At 59.4% G+C, this 13,789-nt stretch carries 10 protein-coding genes; all 10 read right to left on the reverse strand.

Annotation, left to right across the window (positions count from 1 at the left end):
* Window positions 1-110 precede the first annotated feature (110 nt).
* Window positions 111-962, reverse strand: coding sequence for an ABC transporter permease (locus tag L6R21_10500; GenBank protein MCK6559617.1), 852 nt, complete (start codon window positions 960-962; stop codon window positions 111-113).
* Window positions 959-1,615, reverse strand: a complete 657-nt coding sequence (ftsE, locus tag L6R21_10505) for a cell division ATP-binding protein FtsE (GenBank protein ID MCK6559618.1) — start codon at window positions 1,613-1,615, stop codon at window positions 959-961. Before ftsE ends, L6R21_10500 begins: the two co-directional genes overlap by 4 nt.
* Window positions 1,612-2,466: a class I SAM-dependent methyltransferase gene (locus L6R21_10510; protein ID MCK6559619.1), complete on the reverse strand. Its 855-nt coding sequence runs from the start codon at window positions 2,464-2,466 to the stop codon at window positions 1,612-1,614. Before L6R21_10510 ends, ftsE begins: the two co-directional genes overlap by 4 nt.
* On the reverse strand, window positions 2,420-3,466 hold the full coding sequence (gene pdxA / locus L6R21_10515) for a 4-hydroxythreonine-4-phosphate dehydrogenase PdxA (protein MCK6559620.1): 1,047 nt from the start codon (window positions 3,464-3,466) through the stop codon (window positions 2,420-2,422). Before pdxA ends, L6R21_10510 begins: the two co-directional genes overlap by 47 nt.
* A gap of 92 nt (window positions 3,467-3,558) precedes the next feature.
* On the reverse strand, window positions 3,559-4,821 hold the full coding sequence (locus tag L6R21_10520; GenBank protein MCK6559621.1) for an asparagine synthetase B: 1,263 nt from the start codon (window positions 4,819-4,821) through the stop codon (window positions 3,559-3,561).
* 435 nt (window positions 4,822-5,256) lie between these two features.
* Window positions 5,257-7,131: a tetratricopeptide repeat protein gene (locus L6R21_10525; protein ID MCK6559622.1), complete on the reverse strand. Its 1,875-nt coding sequence runs from the start codon at window positions 7,129-7,131 to the stop codon at window positions 5,257-5,259.
* A 119-nt stretch (window positions 7,132-7,250) separates the two neighbouring features.
* Window positions 7,251-10,628 (reverse strand): DUF4175 domain-containing protein, encoded by a 3,378-nt coding sequence (locus L6R21_10530; GenBank protein ID MCK6559623.1) that lies wholly within the window; start codon window positions 10,626-10,628, stop codon window positions 7,251-7,253.
* A 149-nt stretch (window positions 10,629-10,777) separates the two neighbouring features.
* The gene (locus tag L6R21_10535; protein MCK6559624.1) at window positions 10,778-11,533 is read right to left on the reverse strand and encodes a DUF4159 domain-containing protein; all 756 of its coding nucleotides are present in this window, start codon (window positions 11,531-11,533) and stop codon (window positions 10,778-10,780) included.
* 13 nt (window positions 11,534-11,546) lie between these two features.
* Window positions 11,547-12,839, reverse strand: coding sequence for a peptidylprolyl isomerase (locus L6R21_10540; GenBank protein ID MCK6559625.1), 1,293 nt, complete (start codon window positions 12,837-12,839; stop codon window positions 11,547-11,549).
* Window positions 12,840-12,850: 11 nt separating this feature from the next.
* Window positions 12,851-13,750 (reverse strand): peptidyl-prolyl cis-trans isomerase, encoded by a 900-nt coding sequence (locus L6R21_10545; protein ID MCK6559626.1) that lies wholly within the window; start codon window positions 13,748-13,750, stop codon window positions 12,851-12,853.
* Between the last annotated feature and the right edge of the window lie 39 nt (window positions 13,751-13,789).

Here is a 13,789-nt window from a genome sequence, read left to right on the forward strand (position 1 = left end):
CAGGAAATGTCACTGAAGATTTGCGGTCTGAAAGCGCAGTTAGACCAGTGAGGGTGAGAGCAGACCGACACAGCCGGAAGCGCCGCTGCTTGTGGCCGCGGGAGTTTCCGCTATTCCAGGTATTTTCTCACGCCCAGATGCGCGGCTACCAGCCCGAGCAGCACCCCGCCACCGATCAATGCCGGCAGGAACCACACCGGTGTGCGCACGAGGTCAGGATACGCCACGAGGAAGAGCTTTTGGAGCAGAAAGAAGAAAGCAGCGGCCACTCCTCCACCCAGCATTCCTTGAATGAACCCCTGAATGACGAATGGACCGCGCACGAAAAAGCGGCTGGCGCCCACCAGTTGCATGGTTTCGATGAGATGGCGCTTGGCATAGGCCACCAGCCGAACGTGATTGATGACGACGAAAATCGATCCCAAGCCGACGATCAGCCCGACAACCAGACTGGCGATCATGGCAAAGTCGAGATAGCGTTCCAGCCGCATCACGAAATCGCGGCGATACACGACCTCTTCCACGCCCTCCAGCGCGCGCAGCTTACTTGCCAATTGTTGCGCGGCCAGGGCATGCTGATGGCTCTTTTGCAGGGCGATTTGAAAGGAAGGGGGAAGCGGATTGGAAGCGAGCAGATCGATGAAATCCTCTCCGAACTCCTTTCGGAAGATTTCCGCGGCCTCTTCCCGCGAGATGTAGCGCGCCCGCGCCACTCCCGGCATGGTTTCGATCTGCCGGCGCAGGCGTTGGATGCCGGCCTCCTCGCGGCTGTTGTCGACGAAGATTTCCAACTCGATGCGACTGCGCAGCGAAGCCACGATTTCGACCAGGTTGAAAGTCGTGATCGTGAATATGCCGATGAGAATGAGCGCGACCGCCACCGTGAGCGCGGCGATCAGCGCCGCCATTTTCGCGCGCGCCAGCCCGTCGATGCCTTCTTTGAAGCAGTACCACCAGCTCAATTGATCGTCACTCCTCCTTCGATGCGCACCACGCGCTTGCCGACGCCTTCCACCAGGTTGTAGTGGTGCGTCGCCATGAGAATTGCGGTGCCGCGCGCGTTGATTTTGTCGAGCAGCTCCATGATGCCGGCGGTGGCTACGGGATCGAGATTGCCGGTTGGCTCGTCCGCCAGCAGGACGAAGGGATTGTTCACCAGCGCGCGCGCGATGGCCACGCGCTGCTGTTCACCGCCGGAAAGTTCATGCGGCATGCTGTAGCGCTTGTGGCTCAGGCCGACGTTCGCCAGCACGCGCAGTACGTTGCGTTTGATCTCGCGCTGCTTGCATCCGGTGACGATCAAGGCAAAGGCGACGTTGTCATAGACGTTGCGGTCTTCCAGCAGACGAAAATTTTGAAACACGATGCCGAGCTGGCGCCGCAACAGCGGAATCTGGCCGGACGTGATGGTTTTGGAATTGAACCGCCCCACCACCACCGTGCCATCGCTGGGTTTCTCCGCCATATAGATCATGCGCAAGACCGTACTCTTGCCAGCACCGGTGGGGCCGACCAGAAAGACGAATTCGCCTTTGCGCACAGTGAGATTCACCGATTTCAAACCGTCGCCGCCGGGATACTGCAGGGCCACATTGGAGAGCCGGACAAGATTCATCGTGGGTCACTCCCGCTAGCAGCCGGTTCGGATCCCGGGATTCGTTTCAGCACAAAATGCACTCGTTCCGCCTTCTCGCTGCCGGGCCGCCGTGACATGCCACTGTAGCAAGCGACCTCACGCCACCGGCCGCTGGCAGCGACTTGCGCGCGGATTTCCTTGATGGTATAGATGCGTTGAAGGTGTTTCTCGCGCAGGACCCGGTCGCGATTGGCTTCGTCGACAATGATGAACTCGTTGTATTGCAGCCGCTGGTAGGGCTTGTAATAAGCATGGCGGGTGTAGGAAAAATCCGCGGTGGCATCCTTCTCGACATAATCGCGGAAGTTCCGGCGGCAGTTGTGTTGCGTGCAAATGTCGAAGATGAACAGACCACCGCTGCGGACCAGTTGCCCGACGCCGATGAAGAGGTGTTGCAAGTCCTCCTCCTGCAGGCAGTAGTTGATGCTGTCATACAGGCACAGGACAGCGTCGACTTCAATCTGGGTGACGACTGCCCGCATGTCCGCGCACCAGACGCTCGCCGGCAAACCGTGCTGCAACAGCCGCCGCCGTGCCGCGGCTACCATGGCCTGGGCGCGATCACAGCCATAGACTTGATATCCGCTGCGTGCCAGTTCGGTCAGCAATTGGCCCGTGCCACAGGCCAGCTCCAGCACGTGCGAAACGCGCCGGCCGCTGCCGCGCTGTGCCGGCGCTGCGGATTCCGGATGATCCGCCAGCGCAAAAAGCGCCATGACATAATCCGCCCAGCGCGGATAGTTGACGTGCCGCATGAGGTGATCGTAGAATTCCGCGACACAACTATACGGTTCGACTTCCGCCGCGCGCGGTGATGATATCCACAGCAAGTTGCAGTGCCTCAATCATACTGGTTGGACTGGCGATGCCCTGGCCGGCAATATCAAACGCGGTGCCGTGATCCGGCGAAGTGCGAATCACCGGCAAACCGGCGGTGTAGTTCACTGCGCGGCCAAAGCCCTGCATCTTCAGCGGGATCAGGCCCTGGTCGTGATACATCGCCAAAAAAGCATCGAATGATAGTGCTCCGCCACTCTCTGCTGCCTGAAGCTGACTCGCATACCGGCCAAACAGCGCATCGGCGGGATAAGGCCCGCTCGCCGCAATGCCCTCCTGCTGCGCTTGCGCAATCGCCGGTTTGATCTGCATCTCTTCCTCGTCGCCCAGCAAGCCGGATTCCCCGGCGTGCGGATTCAGGCCCGTGACTGCAATTTTGGGAGTGGCAATGCCAAAGCGCTGCTGCAATTCCTGCTGCAGCACGCGCAGCTTTGTTAGAATCCTCGCGGCGGTCACTGCCGGGGCAATCTCGCGCAGCGGCAAATGCGTGGTGACCAGCGCCACGCGAAAACGGCCCGCCATCAGCACCATCGCAAAGTTCCCGGCGCCGAGGCGCTCCGCAATGAATTCCGTTTGGCCGGGATAGTTGTAGCCCGCGGCCGCCAGGGCCACTTTGGCGATCGGCCCGGTGACGATGGCCTGCACCATTCCTTTGTTCGCCCACGCGATCGCGTAGAGCAGGGCCTGCGCCGCGGCGGCTCCCGAAGCTTTGCTCCAACTGCCGATTGCTATCGCCGGCTCGCCGAAGTCAGCTTGCACCAACGCCACCGCAGCCGGCGCCTCCCAATCTGCGACACTTGAAATGAGAGGGATGCTTTGCTCCAACTGCAGCTTGGCCTGCCAGAAACGTAGTGCAGACGCGGGCCCAACGAGGGCGACCCGAACCTGCGGCGGCGGGGACCATTGCGCCAGTGCTTTGAGAATCACCTCCGGACCAATGCCGTTGATGTCACCCAGCGTCAGCGCGATGGTTTTTGTTTCCGGATGCGCCATGGTTTGAAGACTTTCGATGCGCACAGCCCGACCACGAATATAGCACACATTGGCATTGATGCAATGCTGAATTCCGGGCTGCGCCGGGGCAATCACGTTTTCCGTTTTTTCTTCTTCGCCGCCGGAAAGAGAATATTGTTCAGAATCAGACGGTAGCCCGGAGAGTTCTTGTGCAGCGAAAGCTGGGTGGGCGGATCATAGACCATGTGCTGATAATCTTCCGGGTCGTGTCCGCCAAAGAAAGTAAAGGTGCCGCGACCGAGGTTGCCGTGGAGATACTTCACCTGCGGCGTGCCCGGCACATCAGCGAGAATGGTGACCTGCTTCTTGATCAACTCGCGTTTGAATCCGGTCGTCTGTCCCATGAATCCCTTCACCACCGAAACGTGGTTTTGAGTGAGCATGGTGGGAACGGGATCGTACTTGGCCGAAAACTCGAAGAGCGTGAAGAAATCGGCCTCGGCGCTGCGCAGCGCGGGGTTGTAGCTGGGCGGATAGTCGATATCCGAAAACTCATACACCATCGGGTTCATTTCGAGCTGGAAATCAGTGAAGGCCAGCGTTTGGCTGTAATCGAGTTCCTGCTGGCAATTGGGCGCCGGCGGGTCATAGTCGAAGATGGCCGCGCAGATGTCGGTGTTTTGTGCGGCCAGCGCCAGATCGATGGTGTCGGTGGCCGAGCACATGGCAAAGAGAAAGCCGCCGCGAGCGGCATAGTCCTTGATCGTACGCGCCACCGCTTTCTTCAATTCTGATACCTTCTTGTAGCCGAGCTTTTTGGCCACGGCTTCGTTCTTGATCACTTCCTCCTGATACCACGTGGCGTTGTGATAGCTCGCATAGAACCGGCCGTATTGGCCGGAGAAGTCTTCGTGATGCAAATGCAACCAGTCGTACTCCTCGAGTTTGCCAGCCAGCACCTCTTCATCCCACAATGTGGTGAAGGGGATTTCGGCGTAATCCAGCGCCAGTGTCACTGCGTCGTCCCACACCTGTTTGTTGGGCGGCGTGTAGATGGCAATTGCCGGCGCCTTTTCGAGCAACACGACTTCCATGTTGGCGCCTTCAATCTCGGCGTAGACTTGTGCTGCTTGGCCGCCGCCGATGCTTGCGAAGCCCACCCCCCGCACGCGGCATTCGCGCTCGACTTCGCTGTATTGGTCCAGCATGAAGGAGCCGCCGCGATAATTGAGCAACCATTCCACATTGATGCCGCGATCGAGCGCCCAATAGGCGATGCCATAGGCCTTGAGATGATCGGGCTGCTGCAAATCCATCGGGATGAGCGTCTTTTGTGCGAAAGCAGGCGGCGAGAGCAACAATAGGCTGCAAACAGCGCCGAAGATTTTGCGCATGCTTCTTGTACTCCACGGGTATTGTTGGGTGATGCTACCTTGTTATGGTCAAGGTACAAGGTAAAAGCTTACCCCGTAACGCGGTTGAATCTTCATTCAAAAAGAAGCACCAACTGATAGCAATATCCCAACCGCGGGATGAAACTTGTATCAGTTGGGTTGTCTCTATCAGTTGGAAGAAATACTTCAGTGCTTCCCTGACAACAAATTCACTTTGAAGCAGCCGACGGCCATCTCCATTCGCGCGAGCAGAGGTGCCGACATTCTTTTGACTCGCTTTCCATCCTTCATTCGCTGCTTGCAATCATGAATGAGAAAACGCGAATCATTTCTCTGCCGGCCCTGGCAACTTCCCGTTTTTGCAGGTGTTTTGGCCCTCGTGGGTTTCGGCTCGTCCGGGTTGGGCATCGACAAGCCGAACTCACCACTGGCCGGCTACATCGGTTTCAACTTGTCCGACAGGCTGCGTACGCGGCGCCGCGCTTCTTCGAGATACAGGCTTTGCGGATAGCTTTCCAGCAGTTTCTCATACAGCTTTTGCGCCTGGGCGTAATCGTTGAGTTGGTTCGCATGCAATTCCGCCAGGCGAAAGAGCGCCCGATCCGCGACGATACTCTCGCCATGCTGGGCCAGAAGTGCCTGCAACATGGCAGCCGCCTGGGGATACTGGCCTGCGTCGATCTGCCAGCGTGCGATATTGTACATCGCCTGGGGAACAATGAGGGCATTGGGATTGGTCGCGACCAATGCGTGCAGCGTGTCGATGGCCGCACCCAGTTTGCCCTTGACGGCGAGAAACTCAGCGCGTGCGTAACTCCGCAGCGCGGTCAAGCTGTCCGCGAGATTCGCATCGATCAAGAGCAGCAGTTCGAGTGCGTCATTCACCATGCTCTCCTGCTCGTTACTGCGCGTCGGCGAGGCGGCCACGCCCTCGAGGGTATTCTTGGCCGCGCGGAAGTTGCCGCGGTAGAACTCCAGCCGGCTGAGCGAGAATTTGATCTTGTCTTCGACAAGGGGACGATTGGCGCCGAAGCGCCGCGCCGTCTCGTACCATTTTTTCGCCTGCTCCAGGTCACCCAGGGCGACATGACAGTCGCCCAGGCGGAAAATGGCCTCGAGGCGTTCTTTGGCGTTGGGGTCGGCGGCGCTTTCGTAGATTTTCCTGTACGTGCTGATCGCCGCCGGCATGTCCTTGAGGTGAGTGAAATAGATCTCCGCCTGCTGCCACAGCGCACGCGTCACCCACGGGTTACGGCTGTTCTCACCCAGTTTCGTGATCAGCGATTGCAGGGCATCCAGCGCCTGGCGGTATTGCCCCAACTGCTCATGGCATTCTGCCAGCCCCAGCGCAGCCGGGTTGGTGAAGGGCGATTTGCGATTGTCGGTCAGAATCATTTCAAATGCTTGCGCCGCATGTTCCCACGCGCCTGCCAGGCGCGCTTGTTCGGCAAAATTGAAGATCTCGGTGCCGGCTTGGGCCTGCGCCGTGGCGCGCTGCTCCAACGCTTGGTATTCTGCCAGCGCGGCGGCATAGTGGCGGTTTTCCAGCAGAACCGCGGCCAGCAGGCGCCGCAGCTCGATGGCGTTCGCGCTCTCGCGGAGGCGGGCGCTGATTGCCTTCTCGACTTGTGCCGCAGCCTCGCTGGATTCTCTCACCAACTCGATGAGACGGCGCTGCACAAACGGCAACTGGCGGACATCGGCCTGCAGATGGCGCAAGTATTCCGTAGCGGCGGCCTCGTAATCGAGCCTGGCAAGATGCAGCTCAGCCAGTTCCACCGCGAAGAGCGATTCCTGGCCAAAGCGCTTGCGGCCGTTCTGGTAAACCTGCAGAGCCTCATCAAGGGCGCGCGTTTCTTTCATTGCAGCGGCCACTGCCGCGTAGGTGCCGGTGGAGGGAAAACTGGCAAGCAGATCGTCCCAGTACTTCCGCGCCGCCTCCTGTTGATTTTGATTGTAAAGCACGACCCCGAGATCGATGCGAGTATTGAGATCGTTGATGATTGTCAGGCGCCGGTTGATGGCAGCCAGCAGCGCATCATAGCGCCGCAAGCTCAACAAGCTGCGTTTCAAACCTTGATAATAAATGCCGTTGCGCGGGTCGCTGTCGAACAAGGATTGGTAAAGCTCCGCCGCCCGATCGTACTGGCCGACGCGCTCGTACGTCTGGGCTTGATTGAGCCGGGCCGCGTTGAGTTGGGGATTTTGCGCGGCGAGCGGAAGCGCAAATACCAAGGTGAGAAACAACAACACGCCGCCGCGCCGCCGCGCCGGTCCCGGGGAGAAATCGCTTGCTTGGGCTAATTCCACGGCCGGTGTTGCCGGCGGGCGGCATGATTTTCCTGTGATCATCAGAGTGCGTTCTCGTCGTGCCAAGGTGCGGTCGACGGACGGGGGTGCTTGTTCAAACTGCGGGCACAGGGCAGGCTTCACTTCTTCTCCCCCTCTTCCTGCCGGGTCAGGGCTTCGAAGTACTTTTGAATCAGCTCACGGTAATCGCGGGAATATTTCTCGCGCAGGGCATTCATCAAATCCTCCTGCATTCGCGTTTTGCGTTCGCCGAGGTCGCCGGGCAGGACGCCGGGATCAAGGCTGCGGTAGTTTTTCGCGCGTTCGGCCTGGCGTTCCTTGCTGTGATCGCGCTCGCGCATCGAACGTTGCGCATCCAGCATGCGCGAGAGGATTTGCTGCTGGCGTTCCAAGGTCTGGCGATTGACGCGTTGCTGTTGCAGGTCTTTCACCACTTCTTCCATGTCGCTTGCGGTCTGGTCGAGGCGGCCCAAAATCTCGCCGCGATTGCCGAATTCCTGCATCAATTGTTCGAGACTTTTTTGCACGGCGGCTTGTTCCGCGGCCATGCGCGCCATCGCCGCCTGGCGTTGCAACGCGCTCATGCCCTGCTCGGTGAGTCCCTCGGTCTGCTGATTGATGCCCTGCTGCTGACCGGAAAGGCCGAGCAAGCGTTGCATGAATTGCTCCATGCCCATCCCCATGCCCTGCTGCCCGCTCATCTGTTGCATCGCTGCGCGCAAGCCGGCGACCGCGCGATCCAGCCCCTGCATTGCCTGGCGTTGGGAGTTGGCCGCCTGCCGGCCGTTGCGTTGTTCGAGTTGCTGCAAGGCGTTTTGCATATTGTTCATGGCCTGGCCAACGGCGCGCGCCACCTCGGGCGTGACCGCGAAGCTTTTCTGCGAAGTTTGATAAAGCTGTTCCGCCACGCGGCTGAGGCCGGAGAGCAATTCCTGCTGCTGATCGGCATTATGATTGAATTGCATGCCGTCGCTTTGTGCATTGCCGGATTCGCCGCCGAGCTGCTCCTGGCGCTTGGAGAGCGCCAGCAGGTCCAGCGAACTGCGCTGCAAGGCCTGCATGGCATAGCGCTGCTGACTCTCGCGCATTTCTTTTTGTGCGCCGGCCAGCGACTCGCGCATGCGCTGCAGCGTTTGCGCCGCGCGCCGGCCTTGCTGCTGCGCCTGCGTCATCTGCCCTTGTTGCAGGCTCTCCGACATCTGCTGCATCTCGCCGGAGAGGTTTTCCGACTGCATCATCTGCGCCGCCGACTCGACCTTCTGCGCCGGTGATTGCTGCTGCAGTTCATTCAACAGTGAAGAGAGCTCCGGCAGCGATTGCATCAGCGACTCGCTGTCCTGCTGCAGGCCCTTTTCCTGCGCCGCCATTTGCTCGCGCGTTTGCGTGTCAGGATTCTTTGCTGCCTCTTCGTTGACTTCCTGCTGCCGCTCCAGCAGCTCCGCCGTCTTTTTGAGCGCTTCATCGAGCTTCTGTTCCGCCTGCAGTTGCTTGAGCAGGTTGACCGTGCGCTCCAGGCCCTTCAAGAATTCCTCCTGCGAGAATTGGAAGTCCTTCATCGCTTCTTCCAGCTTCTGCGGGTCGAGCGTTTCCATCGCCTTGCGCAGCTCAGCCAGGGCCTTTTGCAGCTCAGGGGAATCGATCTCCTGCAGCAGCTTTTGCAGTTCGAGATACTTGTTGAGGGTCTCCAGGCTCAAGAGATCGTTGCGCTCCATGGTGTCGATCATCTCGTCGAGGCGCTCCTGCATCTGCCGCAGGTTTTCGCGCATCTGCTCGGTCGCGCCCGCGGTTTCGCTGAGCTTCTGCCGTTGCTCCCAATCGAGATTCGGATCCTTCTTCAGTTGCTGCGCCAGCTCGTCGAGCTTCTCTTTGGCCTGTTGGGCCTGCTGATAAAGCTCTTGCATGTCCTGCGCGGTTTCGCTCTGTGCAGCCGCCACTTCCTGATAGATTTCATAAAGGGAGGGAAAGCGGACCTGGTAGGTTTGGCTTTGCGCGACTTTCGGGCCGCGCACCACGTCGTTGTCGCGCACGCGCGCAAAATAACGCACGATATCATCCGGCTGCATATTGAGCGTAGTGAAATCCCAAATTGCCTGCAGTGTGAGTCGCGGCTGATGCCGCTCGTTGAAGGGCAGCGGCCAGCTCCCGCTTCTGCTTTCGCCGCCGAGACTCGGCACGTGTTCGTACACGATTTCCGCGGAGGAAAAACCATAGTCATCTTCCGCAAGCACGGTGAGCGGCAGTTGCATGCTTTCATCGAGATCGACATCCTGGCCCGGGAAGGCGATACGCACGCTCGGCGTTTGATCGGTTTCCAGTTCGATGCGATATTGAATGGGATCGAAATTGTGCAAGCCCTTGACATCTTCCAGCACAATCGTGTAGCTGCCGGGTCGATCGATCTTGAATTCGCCGCTCGCCACTTCCCCGGCGTGCTGCAGCGGGAAGGTGGCATTCCAACTGAATTGTAGTGCGGCAGCGCGCAGCTCTTTGTTGGCTTTGAGCTGCAGCGAGACGCGCGCGCCGGGCAGTGCCACGACATCGCCGAGGTTTTCCGCGAGCACTTGCGGCGGCCGCCGGGTGTAGTCAGGAGGGTTGACGGTAACTTGCATCGAGCGAATCAGCGGCGGTTCGATCACGGTGACGTTGTACCAGCGGCTGTTTTCGCCGCCGAGCTGCACGCGGTAAGCCAGGCTCGCACGTACTCGTTCGATTCGGTGCATGTACGCCAGATTGCCGGTGTTTTTCATGGCGACTTGATGGGCGGCCTCGGCGCCGTCGAATCGCCACTCCAGTTGCAGCGCTTCCGCGCTCAGGTGATTGAGATGGGCGGTGACAATCAAATCTTCGCCCTTCACGATGTCCACGTCGCCGGGCGTGACGGAGAATTGGGTGGCGGTTTCAATGATTTGGCGATGGGGATTGAGGACGACGGTCGCGCCGGTGGACATGAATTGCGGCGCGGCGCCCCAGGTGAGCATGCAGAGCACAAAGGCGCCAAGTCCAGTCCGCATTCTTTTACGCGGTGTGACGCGATCGATGATCTTGGCGAAATCGAGCGTGTTGACTTGTTCGGCGGCCTGCTGCAGCGCCGCCGCGGCGAGCGCTTGGCGCACGGCACTGGTTTCGGCCGGCGCGGCGTCGGCATAGACTTGCAAAGCATTGGCGAAGCGATCTTGGCCCTCCGGTTGCAGTTTGCCGACACGCAGGGCAAGCTCATGGGATTGTGCGTTCGCCGATTGCGCCAAGCCGGCCAAAATCGGCTGCAGCACAAGTCGCCAGGCGGCATAGCCCACGACAGCCAGACTCGCGAGCGCCAGCAGCCAGCGAAGTGAGACGCTGGCGGCAACGCCGTGCGCCAGCAGCGGTGCCAACAGCGCAACGCCCGCGAGTGCTGTGATCAACAGTCCGAGGCGGCCAAGCCAGTGCTGACGGCTTTCCTGCCGCCCCAGCTCGCGCAGGCGGCGCATGAGCTCGAGATAGGTTGCGTGGATGGACATATGAAGTCAAAGTAACTGAGGCGAACTTGTCGAAATTAGTGGGTTCTCAAATCTTCTGCGACGAGCACTCATTTGTTTTTGATGGGTCTGCTCCAAATTGCCCATGCAAGAGTGAAGCTGATTGAACAATACAGTTCTCTTGGGTCGCATCAATTCAGCAACGCATACACCACGATGTTCGCGCCCATGCGCAGCGCCTGCTCACGCACCTCGGGCGGATCTCCGTGCACTTCGGGATCAGCCCAGCCGTCGGAGATGTTGGTATTCCAGGTGTAGTAGGCAATCAAGCGGCCTTCGTGAAATAAGCCAAAGGCTTTGGGCGGGCCGCCGTCATGCTCGTGCGTCTTCGGCACGCCGCCGGAGAATTCGAAGTGGCAATGATAAATCGGATGGCTGAAGGGCAGCTCGACCCATTTCTTCTCCGGGAAGACTTTGGCCATTTCTTCGCGGAAATATTTGTCCATGCCATAGTCATCGTCGGCATAGAGAAAACCGCCGCTGGTCAGATAGAGCCGCAGTTGCTGCGCTTCCTCCGGAGAAAACTGAATCCGGCCGTGACCGGTCAGGTAAACGACTGGATACGCGAAGAGTTCGTGATCGGTCAGCTCGACCTGGCGTTCATCCTTGCCGGTGATGATCGTGGTGTTTTGCGCCAGGAAGCGGAGCAAGTTCGGAATGATGGAGGGATCGCTATACCAATCCCCGCCGCCACGATACTTGATGCGCGCAATCGTGAATTCGCTCTTGAGCTGCGGCTGAGCCTGAAGCGCCGGTGCGCACAGGCTCGCCGCCAGCAGCACGAGCGCGGCAGCCGGGAACCGGCCGCGCAATTTGTTCCGCGGGGATGTTGCTTTGCCGGCAGCCCTCGCTGGTGCGGCGGGATCCGCTTGGGTGTGGCGCGCCATTCGCTTTTTCGTCTCAGCTCTCATCGGTGATTTTGATGTACAACTCTTTCTTGTACTCCTCCACCCACTTGCGGAATTCGTGCTCGGCTTTGTAGTTGAGCGCCATGTCCTGGATTTGCTCCCAGTCCTCTTTCAGATTGAACTGGCGCGGTTCGCGGCGCGCATCCAGGCGCACGAGGTGATAGCCGAACTGCGTCTTGATCGGTTCCGAAATCTCTCCGGGCTTGAGGGATTTGGACACTTGCGCGAATTCCGGAACCTGCAGTTGGTCGATCTCGAACCAGCCCAGGTCGCCGTCTTTTTCGTTGGTGGTGAGATCATTCGAATATTGTCTGGCGGCCTCTTCGAAAGTGATCTTGCCGGCGGCCAGTTCCTCGCGCAGGGACTGCAGCTTGGCGCGCGTTCGGCTCTCATCGTCCGTGCTCATGGCAACGCGGATGAGAATGTGCCGCACATTGATCTTCTCGCCGCGGCGATCGATCATTTGAATGATGTGGAAGCCGAATTGCGATTGCACCAACCCGGAGATTTCGCCGGGCTGCAAGGCAAAGGCGGTCTCTTCGAATTCGCGCACGAAATCACCGCGCTGAATGAAACCGAGTTCGCCGCCGCGCTTGGAGGAGCCGGGGTCTTCGGAATACTGGCCGGCAAGCTGCGCAAAGTTTTCGCCGGCGCGAATGCGCTTGAGCAGGCCTTCCGCTTTTTCTCGAGCGGCGGCCACGGCCTCGTCACCGGCCTGGATGTTCATCAGGATGTGGCTGAGCTTGACCGACTCTTTGATGCCGGGCAGGCTGTCCTTCATGGTTTGGTAGAAATTTTCCACCTCGCGGCGCGAAATCTTGATGTCCCGATACCGCTGTTGTTGCAGGTTGCGCACCAACAGGCCTTCGGAAATGTCGCGGCGCAGGGTGCGCCGGATTTTGCGCATGGGCTGGCCGAAGTATTCCTCCACCTTCTCTTCCGAGCCCAGTTGTTGCGTGATGTTTTTGATGCGGTCTTCCAGCAACTGGTCAACCTGGCGCTCGTCCACCACCACGCTGTCTTCCTGGGCTTTGGTGAGCAGGACCTTCTGATCGACCAGGCTCGCCAGGGCGTTCTTTTGCAGCGCGGCAAATTTGGCCGGTTCCCGGCGCGGATCAAGGCCGAGTTGAATGGCGAGCTGGTAGGCATACTGGCTCAGCTCTGATTGCAGAATGATCTTGTCATCCACCACCGCCACGATGCGATCCAGCACTTCCTGCGCTGGGCTGTGTTGGATGGCGAGCAGCAAAAGCAAAAGAACAACCGTTGACACACGGCGAAACATGTTCTCCTCCGTTATGGCCTGGGGTTGCGGGTTGGGGACATCAGAGAGTCAACCGCCAGGCCCTCGAGTAGTTGATAGTTCTGTTCGATGGTGGTGCTGTTGGTCAACTCGGCGAGCAGGGCGCGATGGCGCTCTTCCTGCTTGCGCGCTTTGAGCAGCGCCTGGATTTCATCGCGCACCTGCGCCAGCGGGCGCAGGCTTTCCGGCCGGAAGCGGTCGACGACATAGAAGACGTGATAGGCATTGTCCAGCGCCACCGGCGCACTCAGGGCACCGGGCCGCAGTTTGAGAATTTCTTTTGCGGCCTCCGGTACTTCCGATTCCGGCAAGTGAATCTCCCAGGAGTTGGGACGGCCCTGCGCTTGCGCACGCTCCTGCGCCACCCGGCTGAACAAGGTGCCGCTGGTCAACACCCGCCGCAGCGAGTCCGCCGTTTGCTGGCTCGGCACGGCAATGTGCCAGAGCTGAATTTCCGCCTCACTGCGTTTGAAGCTCTCGCCGTTGTCGCGATAGAATTGTTGAATCTCACTGTCACTGATCGTCCAGTCGCGGTTGCCGATTTCCTGATCGATCAGGGCTTCGCCCAGCAGTTCACGCTCGACGTGCTGCAGCCGCGCCTGCACTTCCGGTTTCTTGTCCAGACCCTGACGTTTCGCTTCTTGATAGAGAAGCTGGGTGGTGATCCAGTTGGAAATGTAACCATGTAATTGGTCTTTGCTGATGCTGCTGCGCATGGCCGGCGGGATCTCCGCCACGATTTGCTGCAGCGTGAGCGTGGCGTCTCCGACGCGCACGATCACGTCAGCGGAATCGGGCGCGGCCTGGTTTTCTTTGCCGGAGCAGGCGAACTGAAAGGAAGCCGCCGCCATCAGCAGAACCAGGCCCAGCCGGCTTGAGGTTCTTCGCTTCACGTTTTCTTCTTTCAAAGATGATTCACAACCATTGCAGTA

The sequence above is a fragment of the bacterium genome, from assembly GCA_023150945.1.
Lineage (GTDB): Bacteria > Zhuqueibacterota > Zhuqueibacteria > Zhuqueibacterales > Zhuqueibacteraceae > Coneutiohabitans.

Bases quoted from the DNA above. Each gene is read 5' to 3' on its own strand.
- ftsE (MCK6559618.1), bottom strand. From the start codon at position 1,615: ATGAATCTTGTCCGGCTCTCCAATGTGGCCCTGCAGTATCCCGGCGGC.
- pdxA (MCK6559620.1), bottom strand. From the start codon at position 3,466: ATGGCGCATCCGGAAACAAAAACCATCGCGCTGACGCTGGGTGACATC.
- L6R21_10520 (MCK6559621.1), bottom strand. From the start codon at position 4,821: ATGCGCAAAATCTTCGGCGCTGTTTGCAGCCTATTGTTGCTCTCGCCG.
- L6R21_10530 (MCK6559623.1), bottom strand. From the start codon at position 10,628: ATGTCCATCCACGCAACCTATCTCGAGCTCATGCGCCGCCTGCGCGAG.
- L6R21_10535 (MCK6559624.1), bottom strand. From the start codon at position 11,533: ATGGCGCGCCACACCCAAGCGGATCCCGCCGCACCAGCGAGGGCTGCC.
- L6R21_10540 (MCK6559625.1), bottom strand. From the start codon at position 12,839: ATGTTTCGCCGTGTGTCAACGGTTGTTCTTTTGCTTTTGCTGCTCGCC.